Source organism: Streptomyces sp. NPDC046712 (assembly GCF_040645695.1).
Taxonomy (GTDB): Bacteria; Actinomycetota; Actinomycetes; order Streptomycetales; family Streptomycetaceae; genus Streptomyces.
In genome coordinates this window covers 18,714-38,307 of record NZ_JBEYYW010000049.1, presented here as the reverse complement: position 1 = coordinate 38,307, position 19,594 = coordinate 18,714, and the positions used below count along the sequence as shown (strand labels likewise).

General features: G+C 71.7%; 16 protein-coding genes. 4 read left to right on the top strand and 12 right to left on the bottom strand.

All coding sequences use genetic code 11. The annotated features are described in order from the left end of the window. Positions 1-442 precede the first annotated feature (442 nt). Positions 443-1,450, bottom strand: a complete 1,008-nt coding sequence (locus ABZ939_RS36330) for a stage II sporulation protein M (protein WP_361864788.1) — start codon at positions 1,448-1,450, stop codon at positions 443-445. A 119-nt stretch (positions 1,451-1,569) separates the two neighbouring features. On the opposite strand from ABZ939_RS36330, the gene ABZ939_RS36325 reads away from it, so the two are divergent. Continuing rightward, entirely contained in the window at positions 1,570-2,463 is an 894-nt protein-coding gene (locus ABZ939_RS36325; RefSeq protein WP_361864786.1) for an RDD family protein, read from the top strand. On the opposite strand, the gene ABZ939_RS36320 is transcribed toward ABZ939_RS36325, so the two are convergent. The 8 genes from ABZ939_RS36320 to ABZ939_RS36285 all read right to left on the bottom strand — a co-directional run bounded on the left by ABZ939_RS36320 (position 2,460) and on the right by ABZ939_RS36285 (position 10,847). Beyond that, positions 2,460-3,074, bottom strand: a complete 615-nt coding sequence (locus ABZ939_RS36320; protein WP_361864784.1) for a hypothetical protein — start codon at positions 3,072-3,074, stop codon at positions 2,460-2,462. The genes ABZ939_RS36325 and ABZ939_RS36320 overlap by 4 nt on opposite strands. Before the next feature lie 132 nt (positions 3,075-3,206). After that, positions 3,207-4,664, bottom strand: coding sequence for an adenosylhomocysteinase (ahcY, locus tag ABZ939_RS36315; protein ID WP_361864782.1), 1,458 nt, complete (start codon positions 4,662-4,664; stop codon positions 3,207-3,209). A 283-nt stretch (positions 4,665-4,947) separates the two neighbouring features. Continuing rightward, positions 4,948-5,913 carry a cation diffusion facilitator family transporter gene (locus ABZ939_RS36310; protein ID WP_361864780.1) on the bottom strand — a complete coding sequence of 322 codons (966 nt, stop codon included), beginning with the start codon at positions 5,911-5,913 and terminating at the stop codon, positions 4,948-4,950. Between the two features lie 66 nt (positions 5,914-5,979). Further along, on the bottom strand, positions 5,980-7,131 hold the full coding sequence (gene manA / locus ABZ939_RS36305) for a mannose-6-phosphate isomerase, class I (RefSeq protein ID WP_361864778.1): 1,152 nt from the start codon (positions 7,129-7,131) through the stop codon (positions 5,980-5,982). 138 nt (positions 7,132-7,269) lie between these two features. Further along, the gene (locus tag ABZ939_RS36300) at positions 7,270-8,427 is read right to left on the bottom strand and encodes an SIS domain-containing protein (RefSeq protein ID WP_361864793.1); all 1,158 of its coding nucleotides are present in this window, start codon (positions 8,425-8,427) and stop codon (positions 7,270-7,272) included. Positions 8,428-8,592: 165 nt separating this feature from the next. Further along, positions 8,593-8,775, bottom strand: a complete 183-nt coding sequence (locus tag ABZ939_RS36295; protein WP_361864776.1) for a Trm112 family protein — start codon at positions 8,773-8,775, stop codon at positions 8,593-8,595. A gap of 117 nt (positions 8,776-8,892) precedes the next feature. After that, the gene (locus ABZ939_RS36290) at positions 8,893-10,260 is read right to left on the bottom strand and encodes a phosphomannomutase/phosphoglucomutase (RefSeq protein ID WP_361864774.1); all 1,368 of its coding nucleotides are present in this window, start codon (positions 10,258-10,260) and stop codon (positions 8,893-8,895) included. A 158-nt stretch (positions 10,261-10,418) separates the two neighbouring features. Continuing rightward, entirely contained in the window at positions 10,419-10,847 is a 429-nt protein-coding gene (locus ABZ939_RS36285) for a DUF3499 domain-containing protein (protein ID WP_361864772.1), read from the bottom strand. A 290-nt stretch (positions 10,848-11,137) separates the two neighbouring features. Here ABZ939_RS36285 and ABZ939_RS36280 point away from each other — a divergent pair, with 290 nt between their 5' ends. Continuing rightward, a complete protein-coding gene (locus tag ABZ939_RS36280) occupies positions 11,138-11,617 on the top strand; it encodes a metallopeptidase family protein (protein ID WP_361864791.1) in 480 nt (159 codons plus the stop codon). 104 nt (positions 11,618-11,721) lie between these two features. Here the strand turns inward: ABZ939_RS36280 and ABZ939_RS36275 are convergent, their stop codons facing one another. The 3 genes from ABZ939_RS36275 to ABZ939_RS36265 all read right to left on the bottom strand — a co-directional run bounded on the left by ABZ939_RS36275 (position 11,722) and on the right by ABZ939_RS36265 (position 17,400). Next, entirely contained in the window at positions 11,722-13,254 is a 1,533-nt protein-coding gene (locus ABZ939_RS36275) for a DUF5719 family protein (RefSeq protein ID WP_361864770.1), read from the bottom strand. Continuing rightward, positions 13,251-16,898: a glycosyltransferase family 2 protein gene (locus tag ABZ939_RS36270; RefSeq protein WP_361864768.1), complete on the bottom strand. Its 3,648-nt coding sequence runs from the start codon at positions 16,896-16,898 to the stop codon at positions 13,251-13,253. Before ABZ939_RS36270 ends, ABZ939_RS36275 begins: the two co-directional genes overlap by 4 nt. 238 nt (positions 16,899-17,136) lie before the next feature. Beyond that, positions 17,137-17,400: a WhiB family transcriptional regulator gene (locus ABZ939_RS36265; RefSeq protein WP_015033978.1), complete on the bottom strand. Its 264-nt coding sequence runs from the start codon at positions 17,398-17,400 to the stop codon at positions 17,137-17,139. A gap of 649 nt (positions 17,401-18,049) precedes the next feature. Between ABZ939_RS36265 and ABZ939_RS36260 the strand changes: the two genes are divergently transcribed. Together ABZ939_RS36260 and cofD are read left to right on the top strand one after the other, a co-directional pair. Then, positions 18,050-18,559, top strand: coding sequence for a cysteine dioxygenase family protein (locus ABZ939_RS36260; protein WP_361864766.1), 510 nt, complete (start codon positions 18,050-18,052; stop codon positions 18,557-18,559). A 65-nt stretch (positions 18,560-18,624) separates the two neighbouring features. Beyond that, on the top strand, positions 18,625-19,581 hold the full coding sequence (cofD, locus tag ABZ939_RS36255) for a 2-phospho-L-lactate transferase (RefSeq protein WP_361864764.1): 957 nt from the start codon (positions 18,625-18,627) through the stop codon (positions 19,579-19,581). Positions 19,582-19,594: the final 13 nt, after the last annotated feature.

Below are 19,594 nucleotides of genomic sequence, written 5' to 3'. Positions count from 1 at the left end.
AACTAATCTGGCGTTGATTTTTGGCACGCTGTTGAGTTCTCAAGGAACGGACGCTTCCTTTGTACTCACCCTCTCGGGCTTTCCTCCGGGCTTTTTCCTTCGGTCTTTCGTGTTTCCAGCTTAGCAGATCCGTTTTCCGTTTCTGCCACCCGCTGGAGCGGGCTGCCGGTCTGTTCTTCGCTTTCGCGTTTCCCTTTCCGGCGATTCCGACTTTATCAGATTCATTTCGGCCGACCTAATCGGTGGCTTCGTGATTCGAATAAGGAATCGGGGTGGCTCCGTGGAAGTGAACTTCCCGACCGGAGCGAGAGAGAGTCTAGCTGCTGGCCTTCGAACTTGTCCAGTCCGAGGCAACCGTTTGAATCTACCTCCCCACGCCGACCGTGTCAACGGCTTTTGTGGGCGAGGAGGAGACTAGCAGGTCAGCGGGGTCGTCCGCACATCAGGCGGCGGTCGGCAGGGCGGCGCTGCGGTCGGTCTCCTCGACGTCTCCCGTGTCGCCCGCCCGGGCCGCGCGGCCACCCAGGATGTAGACGTAGGCGAGAAATGCCAGTTCAGCCGCGATGCCGATGGTGATGCGCGCCCAGGTCGGGAGACCGGAGGGGGTGACGAAGCCTTCGATGAGGCCCGAAAGGAACAGGACCAGGGCCAGGCCGATCGCCATTCCCACGGCCGCGCGGCCCTGCTGGGCGAGGGCGGATCGGCGGGTCATGGGGCCGGGGTCGATCAGGGTCCAGCCGAGGCGGAGGCCCGTGCCGGCGGCCACGAAGACCGCAGTCAGTTCGAGGAGGCCGTGCGGGAGGATCAGGCCCAGGAAGACGTCGAGGCGGCCGGCGGAGGACATAAGGCCGATGCCGACGCCGAGGTTCAGCATGTTGAGGAAGAGGATCCAGAGCACCGGGACGCAGAGGAACGCGCCGAGGACCAGGCACATGGCTGCGGCCTGAGCGTTGTTCGTCCAGACCTGGGCGGCGAAGGAGGCGGCCGGGTGGCTCGAGTAGTACGTCTCGTACTGGCCGCCCGGGCGGGTCATCTCGCGCAGTTCGGCCGGAGCGCCGATCGCGGACTGGACCTCGGGGTGCGTACCGATCCACCAGCCGATGATCGCGGCGAGGAGCGTGGAGAGGACGGCCGTCGGCACCCACCAGTGGCGGGAGCGGTAGACGGCCGCCGGGAAGCCCGCCGTGAGGAAGCCGGTCACATCGCGCCAGGAGGAGCGGCGGGTGCCGGTGACCGCGGCGCGGGCGCGGGCGACGAGCTGGGTGAGCCGGGCCGTGAGCATGGGGTCCGGGGCGCTGGACTGGATCAGCGAGAGATGGGTGGCCGTCCGCTGGTAGAGGGAGACGAGCTCGTCGGCCTCGGCGCCGCTGAGCTTTCCGCCTCTGCGCAGGAGGTGGTCGAGGCGGTCCCACTCGGCTCGGTGGGCGGTGACGTAGACGTCGAGGTCCATGATCGGCTGCTGCTCCAGGCACTGGGTGCGTACGGGTCCGTACTACTGCGGCGCGCTGCGGGTCAGCTTGGCAGACTGTCGTACTGAGGGGTCGGGAAGGTCGGAGAAGGGTGGGCGCCGTGAGCGGTGTTGTGACGGGGGACGCCGTCGTACTGGGGTTGCAACCGGCGCGGCTGCCGAGCCGGGCTCTGGCGCTGTTCCTCGATCTGCTGGCCGTGTGGGCGGTCTATCTGCTGATCACCCTCGGGCTGGCGATTGCCACCGCCTCGCTGGACGAGGCCGCGCAGATGGCGATATCCATCGCGTCGTTCCTGCTGGTGCTCGTGGGGGCGCCGATCGCGGTGGAGACGCTGTCGCACGGGCGGTCGCTGGGGAAGCTGGCCTGCGGGCTCCGGGTGGTGCGGGACGACGGGGGGCCGATCCGGTTCCGCCATGCGCTGGTGCGTGGGGCGATGGGGGTCGTGGAGATCCTGATGACGTTCGGGGTCGTCGCCTGTATCGCGTCGCTGGTGTCGGAGCGGGGGCGGCGGATCGGGGACGTCTTCGCGGGGACGCTGGTCGTACGCGAGCGGGTGCCGGCGGATCGGAGCGCGGTCGTGCCCCCTCCCCCGCCGTTTCTCGTGGGACGGTTCGCGGAGCTGGATCTGTCTGCGGTGCCGGACGGGCTGTGGCTGGAGATACGGCAGTACCTGACGCGGATGCGGCAGCTGGACCCTGGGGTGGGGAGGCGGCTCGCGGAGCGGCTGGCCGATGAGCTGGTCTCGCGGACCGGAGCGCCTCCGCCGCAGGGTGTGCCCGCGGCGGCGTATCTGGCCGGGGTCGTCGCCGAGCGGCAGGCTCGGGAGGCGCGGCGCGCCTTCGCCTCGGCGGGGAAGGGCACGGGTGAGCGGGCGCCGGGGTTCGTGGCTCCCGTCGCGGAACCGGGACGGGCGGCTCCGGCGGCGGCGCCCCCTGTCGTGGCTTCGGACGCGGGTGGTTCCGGTGCGGCGACCGGGTTCGCGCCGCCCGCCTAGGGCCAGACGGACGGCGGGGTCTCGAGGGCTTCGAGTTCGATGCCGGGGGCGGAGAGGACCACGTCACCGGCGATGTGGAGCGTGTGCTGCTCCCCCGTGTCCAGGGCGTTGACCTGGTACTCGTCCACGATCAGAGGGCCGTTGTCAGTGGCGTGCGTTTCACTGTTCACCAGGGCCCAGGACTGGTCGACCGTGAGGGGGGCGAGCACGGGATCCGTGAAGGCGACGAGCCGGATGCGGGTCGCGGGGGAAGCGGGGGTGAGACGCACGAGTCGCGTGATCGCAACGAGGAACGCCGGTGAGGTGCCGGTGAAGGCATGGGCGCGCACATTGCCTTCCGTGGCATGGGTTCCGGTGGGGTCGGTGCGGACCCAGGTGACGCCGTCGAGGGCGGCGCCGCGGACCTGCCAGCTCGCGGCGTGGAGTTCCAGGCGGATGGGGCGGCCGAGTTCGTCGATGGCCAGGTCGACGGAGCCGGCGTGTTCGCCGGAGGGGGTGGTGGTCTGTGAGACGTAGCGCCAGCCGGAGGGACCGGGCGCGCAGTTGAAGTGCTCTTCACCGAGGGGGGTGTGATCGTGCGGATCATGGAGCGAATAGCGGCCGCGGGGCATGGGTCCTCGGGGTGCTTGCGGGGGCGATAGACGAGGCAGGCCCCCGGCACGGGGGTGCGGGGGCCTGCCTGTTTCCTCTACGGGTGTCCGGGACGGGCGTGTGTCAGTGCACGGGCGCCGTCGGTCCTGGCATCAGTAGCGGTAGTGGTCCGGCTTGTACGGGCCCTCGACCTGGACGCCGATGTAGGCGGCCTGCTCGGGGCGCAGGGTCGTGAGCTTCACGCCGAGCGCGTCGAGGTGGAGGCGGGCGACCTTCTCGTCGAGGTGCTTGGGGAGCACGTAGACGTCGGTCGGGTACTGCTCGGGCTTGGTGAAGAGCTCGATCTGGGCCAGGGTCTGGTCCGCGAAGGAGTTCGACATCACGAAGGACGGGTGTCCGGTCGCGTTGCCCAGGTTGAGGAGGCGGCCCTCGGAGAGAACGATGACGACCTTGCCGTCGGGGTAGGTCCAGGTGTGGACCTGCGGCTTGACCTCGTCCTTGACGATGCCGGGGGTGGCGGCCAGGCCGGCCATGTCGATCTCGTTGTCGAAGTGGCCGATGTTCCCGACGATGGCCTGGTGCTTCATCCTGGCGATGTCCGACGCCATGATGATGTCCTTGTTGCCGGTCGTGGTGATGAAGATGTCGGCGGTCTCGACGACGTCCTCGAGGGTCGCGACCTGGTAGCCGTCCATCGCCGCCTGGAGCGCGCAGATCGGGTCGATCTCCGTGACGATGACGCGGGCGCCCTGGCCGCGCAGCGACTCGGCGCAGCCCTTGCCGACGTCGCCGTAGCCGCAGACCACGGCCGTCTTGCCGCCGATGAGAACGTCGGTGGCGCGGTTGATGCCGTCGATCAGGGAGTGGCGGCAGCCGTACTTGTTGTCGAACTTCGACTTCGTGACGGCGTCGTTCACGTTGATCGCCGGGAAGAGGAGGTCGCCGGCCTGCTGCATCTCGTACAGGCGGTGGACACCGGTCGTGGTCTCCTCGGTCACGCCGCGGATCTCGGACGCCAGCTGGGTCCACTTCTGCGGGTTCTCGCCGAGGGTGCGGTTGAGGAGACGGAGGATGTGGCCGTACTCCTCGCTGTCCGCGGTGGACGGGTCCGGGGCGGATCCGGCCTTCTCGAACTCGACGCCCTTGTGGACGAGGAGGGTGGCGTCACCGCCGTCGTCGAGGATCATGTTCGGGCCGCCGGTGGGCGTGTTCGGCCAGGTCAGGGCCTGCTCCGTGCACCACCAGTACTCCTCGAGCGTCTCGCCCTTCCAGGCGAAGACGGGGACGCCGGCGGGGGCGTCGGGGGTGCCGGTCGGGCCGACGGCGATGGCCGCTGCGGCGTGGTCCTGCGTGGAGAAGATGTTGCAGGAGGCCCAGCGGACCTCGGCGCCGAGGGCGACGAGGGTCTCGATGAGGACGGCGGTCTGCACGGTCATGTGCAGGGAGCCGGTGATCCGGGCCCCGGCGAGCGGCTGCTGGTCGGCGTACTCGCGGCGGATCGACATCAGACCGGGCATCTCGTGCTCGGCCAGGGTGATCTCCTTGCGGCCGAAGGCGGCAAGGGACAGGTCGGCGACCTTGAAGTCCTGCTGGGTGGCGGCAGTCGTCATGACTGGGCTGCTCCTCGTGGATCGGGTTCGAGGGTCGGTCGGGGCGCCTGACACCGCGTCGTGGCGTAGCGCGGGCATACGAATGCCCGGGTACTCCCGCGGTGCAGTCGTCGGAGGCCCTCTCTCCCTCGGCCGGTCCGTGCGGACCGACCGACCGCCATCAGCAGCGACGTCTGGCTGGTCACGAATCTACACCGATCAGCGCAGCGACCCACAGTCCGCCGGACCCCTGGAACGGCCGATTCCGGCCTCGACATCAGGGCGAGAGAGCCTCCGGAGTGCGTCAGTGGCCGGTGCCGCCCGGGGACTTGGAGGGGTTGATGCCCGCTGCGGCGGCGGACGCGCTGTAGATGTCCGGTTCCAGGTAGATGACCCGGGCGATCGGGACGGCGGCTCGGATGCGCTCCTCGGCCGCGTTGATGGCGGCAGCGACCTCGGTGGCCGTGTCGTCGTGCTGGACGGCGACCTTGGCGGCGACGAGGAGCTCCTCCGGGCCGAGGTGGAGCGTGCGCATGTGGATGAGGCGGGTGACGGTCTCGCCGTCGACGACCGCGTCCTCGATCAACTTCACCTGGTCGATGCCGGCGGCCTCACCGAGCAGCAGCGACTTGGTCTCCGCGGCGAGCACGATGGCGATCGCGATGAGGAGGACACCGATGCAGACGGTGCCGATGCCGTCCCAGACGCCGTTGTCGGTGACGAGGGCGATGCTGACGCCGCCGAGGGCGAGGACCAGACCGACGAGCGCGCCGAGGTCCTCCAGGAGGACGACCGGGAGCTCGGGCGCCTTCGCGCGGCGCACGAACTCCTTCCAGGACTGGCCGCCGCGGATCGCGTTCGACTCCTTGATGGCCGTACGGAACGAGAACGTCTCGGCGATGATCGCGAAGATCAGCACGCCGATCGGCCAGTACCAGTCCTCGATCGGGTGCGGGTGCTTGATCTTCTCGTAGCCCTCGTAGACGGCGAACATGCCACCGACGGAGAAGAGCACGATCGAGACGAGGAAGGCGTAGATGTACCGCTCGCGGCCGTAGCCGAAGGGGTGCTGCGGGGTCGCCTCGCGCTTGGCCTTCTTGCCTCCGAGGAGCAGGAGCCCCTGGTTGCCGGAGTCGGCCAGCGAGTGGACGCTCTCTGCCAGCATCGAGGACGAACCACTGAAGAGGAACGCCACGAACTTGGCTACCGCGATCGCGAGATTCGCGGCGAGTGCCGCCACGATCGCCTTGGTTCCGCCTGACGCGCTCATGGGTGTACGTGTTCCCTTCGTCGGTGCTCCGGCTCTGATGCCGCCATACGGCCGGTCATTGTTGCATCAGGCCACGACGGTGGCGCGAAAGACCGTGCCCGCACCAGACAGTTCGGTCGTTTCGCCCGCGGGAACGAAGACCGATTCGCCGGGGGCGAGGGTCACCTCGCCCGCCTTGGGCCGGCCCGCGACGGCGAGCAGGATCTGCGGCGTGCGGGCGGTGATGTCGGTGGGCGCGGCGCCCTCCGCCCGTACGAAGCGGGAGAGGCGGAACTCGTCGATCGGGGTGTCGTAGACCTCTTCGCCCGACTCGGAGGCCTCGGGGCGCAGAACGGCCGGTTCGTTCGGTTCGAAGCGGACGACTCGCAGCAGCTCCGGGACGTCGACGTGCTTGGGGGTCAGACCGCAGCGCAGCACGTTGTCGGAGTTGGCCATGATCTCGACGCCGAGTCCGTCGAGATAGGCGTGCGGCACGCCGGCGCCGAGGAAGAGTGCTTCGCCGGGCTGGAGTTGGACGGGGTTGAGCAGCATGGCGGCGATGACTCCCGCGTCGCCAGGGAAGTGGTGGGCGAGGGTGGCGTACGGGGCGTGGGCACCGCCGAGGCGGGTGGCGGCGGCCGCGGCCTCGGCGACGGTGTGCGCCATCTCCTCGCGGTCGGCGGTGAGCAGGGCCGTCATGACCTCGCGCAGCGCGGCCTCTTCGGGGTGGGCGTGCAGCAGATCGACGTACGGCTTGAGGGAGTCGACGCCGAGCGCGGCGATGGTGTCGGCGGCCTCGACGGGGTCGCGGAAGCCGCACAGCCCGTTGAACGGCGTGAGGGCACAGATCAGTTCGGGCTTGTGGTTGGCGTCCTTGTAGTTGCGGTGCGGTGCGTCGATGGGGACGCCGGCCGCCTCCTCTGCGGCGAATCCGGCCTTCGCCTGGGCGAGGTCGGGATGGACCTGGAGGGAGAGCGGGCTGCCGGCGGCGAGCACCTTGAAGAGGAAGGGCAGGTGCGAGCCGAACTTCCCGACGACCGGGGCACCCAGTTCACGTGCGGGATCGGCGTCGATGACCTCGTTCAGCGGTCCGCGCTCCGTGCGGGACGGAGCGCCGGGGTGGGCGCCCATCCACATCTCGGCCTGGGGCTCACCGGTGGGGGCGGTGCCGAGCAGTTCCGGGATGGCGGTCGTGGAGCCCCACGCGTAGGGGCGAACGGTGTTGACGAGGCGGTCCATCGAACGTTCCAGCTTTCCTCGGTGCGGGAGGTGGGTCGGCGGAGTGTCTCAGCGGGTGGTGTCCGTGGGGTGTCTCAGCGACGTATGGCGGGCTACGCCGAGGGTGAGGCGGGCCGGGCGGGGACGGGACGGGAGGGCTCAGTGCGGCGGTGCGATGCCAGCCGAGGCCAGGGAGAGGTAGACGGCGGCGAAGTCGGTGACGGCGAGCAGTTCGGCGAGGGTCTCCAGCTCCCCGCCCTCGTCCGGCTCCAGTTCGCTGATGGCCGTGCCATGACTGAGCGCCAGCTCGCGGGCGGCGGGCGCCGCGGTCAGGCCGCCCGCGCCGGCGGGGCGGTCGCGCAGCAGCACGACCCGGGCGCGCAGGGCCTGCGCCTCCTCGACGCGGTCGCGGAAGAAGTCGTCGGGGTCGGCGCCGGCCGCGTAGTCGCCGGCGAGGAGCACGCCGTGGGCGGGCAGTGCCTCGGGCAGTTCGGCGGCGAGCGCGGGCAGTCCGGCCAGCTCGGCCAGTACGGCGGCGAACCGGCGGCCGACGGGTCCCGCGGCGTCGCCCTCGGTCCAGATCAGCGGCAGCGAGTCGGCGAGTTCGGCGGCGAGCGTCTTGGCCGGGTTGCTGTACGTGGCGATGGCCGGGCCGCAGCGCTCGGCCGTGCTGTCCAGGCGGTCGGCGACCTTCTCCAGCGTCTCGGACGGCGCTTCGAGAAGGCCGACGCGGTCGAGGAGCGCGAGAAGCGGGGTGAACAGGGCCCACAGGGAGCCGGGCCCGGCGGCGAGCGACTCCTCGTACTCCTCGGCGCTCTCGTGCGGGGCCATCGCCATCGGTACGAGCAGTCCGCGGGGGGCGCTGACGGTCTCGGCGAGCGGGGAGTTCTTGGGGGCTACGGCGACGACCGTGATGCCGCGGCGGTACGCCTGCTCGGCGAGGAGGGCGAGTCCGGGTTCGGAGCCGTCGGTGGTGGGGATCAGGAGCAGATCCACGGAGCCGGCCCAGCCGGGAAGGGCCCAGCGCAGGGCCCCTGCGGCGGGGGCGACGCCGGTGGGCTGGAGGCGGATGACGGGGGCGGCGGCGCCGGCGAGGGCGCCGACGAGGTCGGCGACGCCGGCGGCCGCGCTGCCGGGGCCCGCGACGAGGACGGTACGGGGCCGGCCCTCGGGGCTGAGATCGGCGATGCCGGCCTCGGTGGCGTGCCGGGCGGCGGTCCGTACCCGTGCGCCGGCCTCGGCGGCGCCGCGGAGGAGGCCGCGGCGGTCGGCGAGGGCGAGGGCGTCCGGTGCGTCGAGGAGGGTCTCGTCGAGCATGTGGCGTGCCTCCGGGCGGTGCGGGGCGGGTGCGAGTTCGGGTTCGTGGTGGTGCGCCCGGCCTTCGGCCGGGCTTTGGGTTCCCACCCGCACCACCGTGCAACTCGGACGTCGGCTGACGGTCGACCTGTGGTCGGACCTCGCCGTCGGCGGGTGCGGGCCGCTTCAGTTCGGGCGGCGGGCCTCGTCCACCAGGAGGACGGGGATGCCGTCGCGGACCGGGTAGGCCAGGCCGCAGTCGTCGCCCGTGCAGATCAGTTCGGGGGTCTCGGCCGCCGTGCGGTCGTTCAGCGGCGCGTGGCACGCCGGGCAGGCCAGGATCTCCAGGAGGCCGGCTTCGAGCGGCATGGGTTTTCCCTTCGAACAAACGGTGGTGGTGCTGCCCTTTGGGCCAGGTCAGCCTACCGCCGGGGGGCGGGGAACGCGGCTCGGCCGCCCGCCCCGTCCCCCGGCGGGGAGAGGGTGTCAGTCCGTCGCGCGGACCAGGGCGAGGACCTCGTCGCGGATCTTGGCCATGGTGGCCTCGTCTCGGGCCTCGACGTTCAGGCGGAGCAGCGGCTCGGTGTTGGACGGGCGCAGGTTGAACCACCAGTCGTCCGCCGACACCGTCAGGCCGTCCAGCTCGTCCAGGGTGATGCCTTCCTGGCCCGCGTACGTCGCCTTGACCGCCGCCGTACGGCCCGCCTGGTCGTCGACCGTGGAGTTGATCTCGCCCGAGCCCACGTAGCGGTCGTACGAGGAGACCAGCTCCGACAGCGTGCCGTCCTGGCCGCCGAGGGCGGCGAGGACGTGGAGGGCGGCGAGCATGCCCGTATCGGCGTTCCAGAAGTCCTTGAAGTAGTAGTGGGCGGAGTGCTCGCCGCCGAAGATCGCGCCCGTCTTCGCCATCTCCTCCTTGATGAAGGAGTGGCCGACGCGGGTGCGGACCGGCGTGCCGCCGTTCTCGCGCACGACCTCGGGGACGGACCAGGAGGTGATCAGGTTGTGGATGATCGTGCCGCCGGGGGTCTTGGCCAGCTCGCGCGCGGCGACCAGCGCCGTGATCGCGGACGGGGAGACCGCCTCGCCGCGCTCGTCGACGACGAAGCAGCGGTCGGCGTCGCCGTCGAAGGCGAGGCCGAGGTCGGCGCCCTCGGCCCGGACGCGGGCCTGGAGGTCGACGATGTTCGCGGGGTCGAGCGGGTTGGCCTCGTGGTTCGGGAAGGTGCCGTCCAGCTCGAAGTACATCGGTACGAGGTCCAGCGGGAGGCCCGCGAAGACGGTGGGGACGGTGTGGCCGCCCATGCCGTTGCCCGCGTCCACGACGACCTTCAGGGGGCGGATCGCGGTGAGGTCGACCAGCGCCTTCAGGTGGGCCGCGTAGTCCTGCAGCGTGTCCCGCTCGGTGATGGTGCCGGTGACGGGGGCCGCCGCGGGGGCGCCCTCCTGCGACCACCGCTCCACCATTTTGCGGATCTCGGACAGGCCGGTGTCCTGGCCGACGGGCGCGGCGCCGGCGCGGCACATCTTGATGCCGTTGTACTGGGCCGGGTTGTGCGAGGCCGTGAACATCGCGCCCGGCAGGCCGAGGCTGCCCGAGGCGAAGTACAGCTGGTCCGTCGAGCAGAGCCCGATCAGGGTGACGTCGGCGCCGAGGCGGGCCGCGCCGCGGGCGAAGGCGCCCGACAGGCCCGGTGACGAGGGGCGCATGTCGTGGCCGACGACGATCGCGTCCGCGCCCGTCACCCGGACGAACGCGGCGCCGAACAGCTCGGCGAGCGTCTCGTCCCACTGATCCGGCACCACCCCGCGGACGTCGTACGCCTTCACGATCTGCGACAGATCAGCAACCACGGAACAACCCTCCTGAATCCTCAAACCCGGCACGCGTGTGCGGCGCGTGTGCCACGCGTGTACAGCGTGTGCGGAGGCCCAACCTACCGGGGGTCGCCGAGGGGAGGGCAGAGCGCCTCGGGGCTGTCCGGTGGATGCCTAGGGAGCTGTCCGGTGGATCAGGAGTCGGGGGAGCGCAGGACGCGCAGGTGCCCGCGGCGTCCGACCTCCATCGGGTCGCCGCCGCGGCCGCCGCCCTTGCCGCCGGCCTCGGCCGCGCGCTGCTGGGGGCGCGCCGCTTCCCGTACCGCGTTGGCGAGGGCTTCGAGGTCGTCGCCGCTGGGGCGAGCCGGGGCGGAGCCGTCGGAGAGCCGCACGACCTCCCAGCCGCGCGGGGCGGTGAGGCGCTCGCTGTGTTCGGCACACAGGTCGTAGCAGTGGGGCTCGGCGTAGGTGGCGAGCGGGCCGAGGACCGCAGTCGAGTCGGCATAGACGTACGTCAGTGTCGCGACGGCAGGGCGGCCGCACGCGGTGCGCGAACAGCGACGTACAGGGCTCACGACGTTGGACGGTACCGCACTCTTGAGCGGGCCGCGACGACTCTCCACCAGGTCACTCCACCGTGTCGCGGTGTGACGTCGGACACGGCCCCGCTCCGGGCGTACGTCCTGACCTGCGCGTAAGGAGGGGAACGGGGGTGGGGACGGCAGCGGATCCGGACAACGGTCGACAGGAATCCGGTCAACCACGGCCAGATGGCCGATCGCGGGAGCCCCTGGAATCGAGCCCGCGCCTGGCCGGAATGTTCAACTATCGACATCCCGGCTCCGGCCGGTGTCGAGGTGGCACGTGTGCGCCACGGTCGGCGAGCACCGAGGAGAGTTACGCTGCGTCAGTGATGGACAGTCCTGTGCCGCCGAACCCCTCGTCCCGTCCGGCCGAGCCCCACGCGGCGGAGTCCCGTCCGGTTCCGGTGGAGCCGCGGACGCGCCGCCGCGATCGCCACGGCCGCGGTATGCGTGGGCCGGTCGCCCCGCCTCAGGTGCCGTTGTCCGCGACGCGGGCGGACACGTTCCGCGATCTGGTCCTGGACTCGGTGGAGCGCCTGGAACGGCGCTGGCCGCAGCTGGCGGACGTCGAGTTCATGGTGCTCGACGTGCCGCCTTCGGTGCCGGGCGAGTCGGTGCCGCTGGGCGGGGCCGCGCCCGCGGAGAAGGGCGGGCCCGCCCGGATCGTGGTCTACCGGCGGCCGGTCGAGATCCGCTCGAAGAGCCGTGACGAACGGGCGCTGCTCGTCCACGAGGTCGTGGTGGAGCAGGTGGCCGAGCTCCTGGGTCTCTCCCCCGAGTCGGTCGACCCCCGGTACGGGCAGGACTGACCCCTTCGGGGGAACGTCTTTCTCCCTTCGGGGGAACGAACGTCGGTTGTCCAGCGTCAGTCGCCGTCCGGGCTCAGTCGTCCAGGGTCGGCCGTCGTCCGGGGTCAGTCGTCCAGGACCGAGAGGTCCTGCCTGGCCGTCGGGACCTGGACGGTGCCGCGGTCGTCCGCCAGGGTCTGGACCGTGAACATGGGGATGCCGTTCTGCGGGATCGCCAGGGTGCGTGCGGCGTGGACGGGTCCGCCCGAGACCGGTTCGACCGTCAGGGCGTAGGAGCCCTTCAGACCGGACGGGACGAGATCGGCCACCTTGATCGTCGTACCCGCCTTGACCGTGACGGTCTTGGAGACCGGCGTGCCGCCCTCCGTGCCCGCCGAGGCGGTGACCTTGACCTGGGCCGCGGCGCCCGGGGCGGTGAGCGTGAGGGTCGTGCCGGCCGAGCGGTTGTCGGCGACGGTGCCTCGGGCGGTGATCGCCGCGGTCGCGGGGACGAAGGCGACCTCCGTCTTGTCGCCCTTGCCGCGCACGACACGCAGGGCGGCCACGAACGGGGTGGCCTTCTTCGCGTCCGACGGGGTGAGCAGCAGGGAGCCGACCTCGCCCCGGGTCAGGTCCGGCAGATCGACGGCCGCGGTCATGCCCGACTTCACGTGCAGGGACTGCGCGCTCGCCGGGACGATCGTGCCGTTCTCGCCGACCAGCTGGATCTTCAGCTCCGCGTCGTCCTCGCCCGGCGCGTACGCCACCAGGCGCACCGAGGTCGCGTCGGCGGGGATGCCGGGGAGCACGGCGGTGCCCGCCGGGTCGGCGGAGGCGGGCAGCCAGTCGCTACCGAGCTTGTCGTCGGCGGAGCCGATGACCGCGCCGACGCGTCCGCTGCGGGTCGTCACATGGACGGTCACGTCGGCCGCCGGGGCCTCGCCGGTGAGCGTGGAGAGCAGGACGGGGACGCTGGAGTGGGCCGGGACGGGGATGCCCTCGGTCAGCTGCGACTTGAGCGCGCCCTCGGGGCCGTACAGCTCGATGTCGGCGACGGCGGCGGTGTCGTCCGGGTTGGTGAGGTGGACGTAGTCCTGGCGCTCCTTGGCCGTGGAGGCGGCCGGGAACCAGAAGTCCGTGTCGGGGGCGGAGCAGGCGACGCCGAGCAGTCCGCGCGCGCCGCCGGCCGGGACCACGGTGGTCTGCTGGATCGTCCAGCCGGGGGCGAGGGCGCCGGTCGCCGCGCCGGTCAGGGCGGGTGCGGCGCCGCCGTTCGCCTCGGCGGCGACGGGCTTGCCCGGTTCGGTGACGGTCGCCGGGGCCTTGGCGGCCCCGGGCTTCTTCGCCGCCGTCCCGCCGGGCGTGGCGGCGAGCGGGGCGGGCTTCAGCTCGGCCTTGGCCGCCGTGCCGGGCTTGGCAGCGGTGTCGGCCTTGCCGACGGCGCCCTTTCCGGCCGGGGTGTACGAGGCGTAGTCCGTCTCGGCCACCTCGGACGTACTCGGCGCCGGGCACAGCAGGCTGGAGCGCTCGACCGGCATCGGTTCCGTGGCGATCGAGGCGACCGGGGCGGTGCCGTCGGGCGCGGTCAGGGCGGCGAAGCCGGTGACGGCCGCGAGGGCGGTGGCGACCGCGATCAGGGAGAGGGTGGTGCGCTTCACTGGTTGCTGCTCCCGTCGGGACGCTGCTCGGTCTCGTAGCCGTACGTGTACGGGTCGTACTGCTGCTGCTCCTCGTAAGGCTGCTGCTGCTCCTCATAAGGCTGTTGCGGCTGCTGCTGTTCGTACCCCTGCTGCTGGTACGGGTCGTACTGCTGCTGCGCGTACCCCTGCTGGTCGTACTGCTGCTGGTACTGCTGCTCGTAGCCCTGCTGCTCGTACCCCTGCTGCTGGTACGGGTCGGCGGCGTACTCCGCGTACTGCTGCGGGTATCCCTGCTGGGCGTACTGCTCCTGCGGCTGCTGCCATTCCTCGGCGGCGTACGTCTGCTGCTCGGGGATCGCGGCCGACTCCTGCGGCTGCTCCTCCTCCCCGGCGGCGGCCTCCGCCTCCGCCGCGGCGCGCAGGCGGCGGGCCCGGCGGCCGTCGCCCTCCATCGCCTGGGCGGGGATGACGATCTCCTCCTCGGGCAGGTCGTCGTCGATCTCGCGGCGACGCCCGGGCAGGGCGAGGACGAGCAGGACGACGGCGAGGCCGACCTGGGCCCAGATCCACAGGGTGTGGGTGACCGGCTGGTCGTACGTGAGGTCGAGGCGGCCGCCTTCGGCGGGGAGCTCGAAGCCCTGGGCCCAGCCGTCGACGGTGGTCTTCGTCAGCTCCTTGCCGTCGAGGGTGGCCGTCCAGCCCTCGTCGGCGCGGTCGGCGATGCGCAGGACGCGGCCCGCCGCGCCCGAGGGAATCTTCGTGTGCGCCTCGACGGGACCGGCGGCGACGATGACCGGCTTGGCCGCCGCGTCGGCGGTCTTCGCCTCGCCCTTCGCCGCGGGGACGATGGTGGCCCGGGCGACCACGCGCTCGCGGTCGACGCTCCAGAGCGCGCTGCCGTCGAGCTGGCTGAGCCGGCTCAGGCCGGGGGTGGCGTCGAGGACGCGGCTCATCTGGCGCGGCGCCCCGTCCCGTACGAGGACGTAGCGGATCGCGAAGCCGCTCAGCTCCTCGGTCTGGTCGGCGCCGGAGCCGGCCACCAGGTGGGCGACGACCTTGTCGAGGCGCGGTTCGTTGTCGGCCGCCGCGGTCAGTTCGGCGTCGCCGAGGCGGCCGCCGGAGCCGCGGACCAGGGTGTACGCGACCTCGCCGGGCGAGGTGCCGCCGAGGACGAGGGTGCGGGGCTGATCGGGGTTGCCGCTCTCCTCGGCGACGAACGCCGGGACCTGGACCGGGTCGCGCCGGGTCAGCGGGCCGTCGGCGCCGCCGATCATCCAGCCTGCGGCGGCCACGACCGGGCCGAGCGCGGCGGCGAGCGCGATGAGCGCGGCGACGGGCTGGCGCCAGCCGAAGCCGTGCGCGGCGACGCGGGTACGTCCGCCCTCGGCGCCGATCATGCCGGCGGCGAGCAGCGCGGCGCCGTAGACGAGGGTGGCGGGTCCGGCCCAGCCGGTGCCCCCGGCGCCGTTGGAGAGCACGGCGAAGAGGAGCCCGGCGAGGGCGGCGGCCCAGGCGGCGCGGACGGCGAACTGCCGCTCCTCGCGCAGCAGCGCGGCCATGGCGGCGAGCACGATGCCGATGAGGAGGAGGCCGCCGGTGGTGCCAGGCCCGCCGGGGCTGATCCCGAGCAGGTCGAGGGCGGAGGCCGTGCCCGTACGGATGTCGAGTCCGGCCTCGCGCAGGAGGGCGGAGGGGCTGGTCAGAAGGGAGAGCGACCAGGGGGCGAGGACGAGGATCGGGGTTCCGACGGCGGCGAGGAAGCGCAGGCCGTACGCCGTGATGTCGCCGCGGCGCAGGACGAGCACGCCGATGCCGAGGACGACGGCGAGCGGCCAGACGATCGGTGTGAACGCCGTCGCGAAGGTCAGCAGGAAGGTGTACGCCCAGGTGGCGCGCCAGCTGCCGCGGCTCTGTCCGGCGAGCCCGTGGGCGGCGACGCCGGCGCGGGCGATGAGCGGGAGCAGGATCGCGAGGACGGCGGTGCCGAGGCGGCCGGCGGCGAGTGCTCCGGTGGCGGCGGGCAGGAAGGCGTAGGCGATGGCGCCCCAGGCGCGCAGCAGCCGGGACTCCACGATCGGGCGTGCGGCGAAGTAGGCGGTGAAGCCGGCCAGCGGGACCGAGCAGACGAGCAGCACGGTGAGCGCGAAGGAGGTGGAGCCGAGGAAGAGCGCGGAGAGCCCGGCCAGGACGGCGAGGTAGGGCGGCGCGGTCTGGGTGCCGCCGGTGCCGAGGGCGTGCCAGCCGTCCGCGTACCGTCCCCACAGTTCGGAGACGGAGTCGGGGGCGGGGAGCAGCGCGCCGCCGGCGAGCGAGCCGCCGCCGAACAGGCCGCGGCAGGCCACCACGGAGATGAGCAGGAGCAGGGCGAAGAGGACCGGTCCGGGCTTGCGGGCGATCTTCTTCAGCCGGGCGAACTGCTCGATCTCGAGGAAGTCGGCGTCGTCGCCGCCGGGTCCGGATTCGACGACGCCGTGGCGCGAGCCGCCGGAATCGGCGTCCGAGCCGCCGAAGTTCGCGACGACCTGTTCGGCGGTGGCGCGGACGGTGGCGCCGGGCGGCGGGAAGAGCGGGCGCAGTTCGCTCGCGGCGACGGCGGGGTTCTTGCGGCGTTTGCGGGCGGCGAGGATCTTCTCGGGGCGCAGCAGGGTGGCGAAGAGTCCCATGACCTCGTCGACGGCCTGGCCGGGTACCTTGCCGACGAGGTAGGCGAGGGTGCGCAGCAGGGTGCCGAGGACGAGCCGGATCAGTACGTAGGGCAGGGCGGCGCCGCGGGTGTTGACGAGCAGCGTGTAGACGGCGCCTGCCTTGTCGACGCGGTGCGGGCTGGCGACGGAGCGGCCTGCGCAGTCGACGGTGCGGCGCTCGCGGGCGGAGGCTTCGGCGTGGCGCAGGACGGCGTCGGGGGCGACGAGGACGCGGTGGCCCGCGGAGTGGGCGCGCCAGCAGAGGTCGACGTCGTCGCGCATCAGCGGCAGTCGGCGGTCGAAGCCGCCGAGCTCCTCGAAGACGTCGCGGCGGATGAGCATGCCGGCGCTGGAGACGGAGAGGACGGAGCGGACCTGGTCGTGCTGGCCCTGGTCCTGTTCGCGGCGGTCGAGGCCGGTCCAGCGGCGGCCGCTGCGGGCGATGGAGACGCCGGCCTCGAGCAGCTGCTTGCGGTCGTACCAGCCGCGGAGCTTGGGTCCGACGACGGCGGCGTACGCGTCCGAGTCGGCGACGCGCAGGAGTTCGGCGAGGGCGTCCGGTTCGGGCGCGCAGTCGTCGTGGAGCAGCCAGAGCCACTGGACGGGTTCGCCGTGCGGGAGTTCGGGCAGGTCGTAGGCGTCGTCGCTCCAGGTCCTGCTGACCGGGTCCCAGCCGCTGGGGCGCTTCAGGTAGGTGAGTTCCTCGGGTCCGAGCACGGGGGCGGTGCGGGCGGCCTCCTCGACGGCGGCACCGAATCCGGTGCGGCGGGCGAGGTGCAGGACGCGGTCGGCGCCGATCGCGGCGGTCAGCAGCTGCGCGGAGTCGTCGGCGCTGCCGGTGTCGGCGGCGACGACGTTCTGCACGGGGCGTTCCTGGCCGAGCAGCCCGGCGAGGGCGTCCGGCAGCCAGCGGGCGCCGTCGTGGGCGACGAGCACGGCGGTGACGACGTGTCGCGGGAACTCAGGAGTTGAGGACATCGAGGTACGGGCCCTCCGGCCGGGGGTCGCCCGCGGGGGGCGTGGGTACGTCTCGGACGGGGCCCCACACTAACGGCAGACAAGGAGGGGATGGCGCGCAGCGCCTCGATGAGGGGCGGTGGTCGGGCGACGGGAGAGCCAGAACGGTCCGCCGCCTGTGGACAGAGCACAGGGGGCGGACCGTTCGTTGTGTACAGGTGTGCGCGGTTTGGCGAGTGGGCGCCGATCGGGGCGCCGGTCAGACCGCGGCCTTCTTGAGGCGGCGGCGTTCCCGCTCCGACAGGCCGCCCCAGATGCCGAATCGTTCGTCGTTCTGCAGGGCGTACTCAAGACATTCGGAGCGGACCTCACAGGCGAGGCAGACCTTCTTGGCCTCGCGGGTCGAGCCGCCCTTCTCGGGGAAGAAGGACTCGGGATCGGTCTGGGCGCACAGTGCGCGCTCCTGCCAGCCGAGTTCCTCGTCCGCGTCCTCGACCAGCAGTTCCTGGAACAACTCGGTCATGTGCGCCCCTCGTCCGTCTTTGCGTCCCCGTGATGTTGCCGTTACCGATATCGGCCGAACGACACGAGTGAAATTACAAGTTCGTGCTCTGTGCGAGTCAAGCCGGAATCTGCTATTGGGCCCGGTATTCACTCTGCGGAACCAAGGCTATGCGGAAAGTGTTCAAATCAGCAAAAACCGAGACACATGCCACTGGCCTGGCCGCACCGTTCTCCTTCATGAAGGGAGACGCCCGAGACGTGGATCTTGTTGCGATCCAGCCACGGAAGCGATCCGGATCACAGTCTGATCACGGGACCTCAGCCGCGTTTACAGGCACGGATGTTGCGCCATGTCTCCCGCTCCACGGCTGCACAAACCTTTCTCCGGACGCTGTAACCGGATGAGGTGAAACATTACCCCCAAAACGGGCATTGGGTTGACAGTCGGGTGGCCCTCCCGTCACCTTTGATCCCATGCCAGCGACCTCAGCGCCCTCCGCGACCCACGCCCGTGGGTTCCGCCGCGCTGTCCAGGCGCGCTGTTGCTGTTGCTGTTCCAGCTGTTGATGCCGCAGAGCTCCAGCTTCGTCTCTCCTTGCGACACCCCGCTTTCCTTGCGAAACCCCCGCACCTGCACTCCCTGCTTCTGCCGAGGAACCCCCGCACCCATGAACAGCGACAGCGACCTTCAGATCGCCGGCGACATCCTCGAGGTCCCGCACCTCCTGCAGCCCGCCCGCGAGCACCCCGCCACCGTGGCCGAGTTCGCCGGCCTCGCCCGCTCCATCGCCGCCGACCGCGCGCAGTGGGCCCCGCATGTCGAGTACGACGCCACCACCCGCTGGTACCACCGGCTCCGCACCGGCCCCGGCTACGAGGTCTGGCTGCTCTCCTGGGTACCCGGCCAGGGCAGCGGACTCCACGACCACGGCCGCTCCTCCGGCGTGCTGACCGTCCTCGAAGGAGAGCTGACGGAGCGTACGGACCGGGGCGTACGCACGCTGGCGGGAGGCGCGCAGCGCGTGTTCGCGCCGGGGTACGTCCACGAGGTCGTCAACGACTCCCTCGAACCGGCGGTCAGCCTGCACGTGTACTTCCCCGGCCTCACCGAGATGCCCATGCACGAATCCGTGCAGGCGCGGTGCGCCCCGGCGGCCCACGGCGTCGTGCCCGCCTGACACGCCCTCCCGTCGCCCGACCACCACCCCTCAATGGATCAGGCTGCGCCTGACAGACTGTCTGCATGCGCATTGTGGTTCTGGCCGGTGGCATCGGTGGTGCCCGCTTCCTTCGCGGCCTCAAGCAGGCCGCGCCCGACGCGGAGATCACGGTCATCGGCAACACCGGTGACGACATCCATCTCTTCGGACTGAAGGTCTGTCCGGACCTCGACACGGTGATGTACACCCTCGGCGGTGGCATCAACGAGGAACAGGGCTGGGGCCGTGAGGACGAGTCCTTCGCGGTGAAGGAGGAGCTCGCGGCGTACGGGGTGGGACCCGAGTGGTTCGGCCTCGGCGACCGGGACTTCGCGACGCACATCGTCCGTACGCAGATGCTGGGCGCCGGATACCCGCTCAGCGCCGTCACCGAGGCGCTGTGCGCCCGCTGGCAGCCCGGCGTGCGCCTGCTCCCGATGTCCGACGACCGGGTCGAGACCCATGTCGTCATCGAAGTGGAGGGCGAGCGGAAGGCCGTGCACTTCCAGGAGTACTGGGTGAAGCTGCGCGCCTCCGTGCCCGCGACGGCCATCGCGCCGATCGGCGTGGCCGAGGCGAAGCCCGCGCCGGGTGTCCTCGAGGCGATCGCCGAGGCGGACGTCATCATCTTCCCGCCGTCCAACCCCGTGGTGTCCATCGGCACGATCCTGCGCGTCCCCGGCATCGAGGAGGCGGTCGCCGCCGCGTCCGCGCCGGTCGTGGGCCTCTCCCCCATCGTCGGCGACGCACCCGTGCGGGGCATGGCCGACAAGGTCCTCGCGGCGGTCGGCGTCGAGTCCACGGCGGCGGCCGTCGCCCGTCACTACAGCTCCGAACTTCTCGACGGCTGGCTGGTCGACACCGTCGACGCGGGCGCGGTCGAGGGCGTCGAGGCGGCGGGCATCCGCTGCCGGGCGGTGCCGCTGATGATGACGGACCTGGACGCGACGACCACCATGGCGCGCGAGGCGCTGGCGCTCGCGGAAGAGATCCGCGGATGACGGGTCCGGCGGG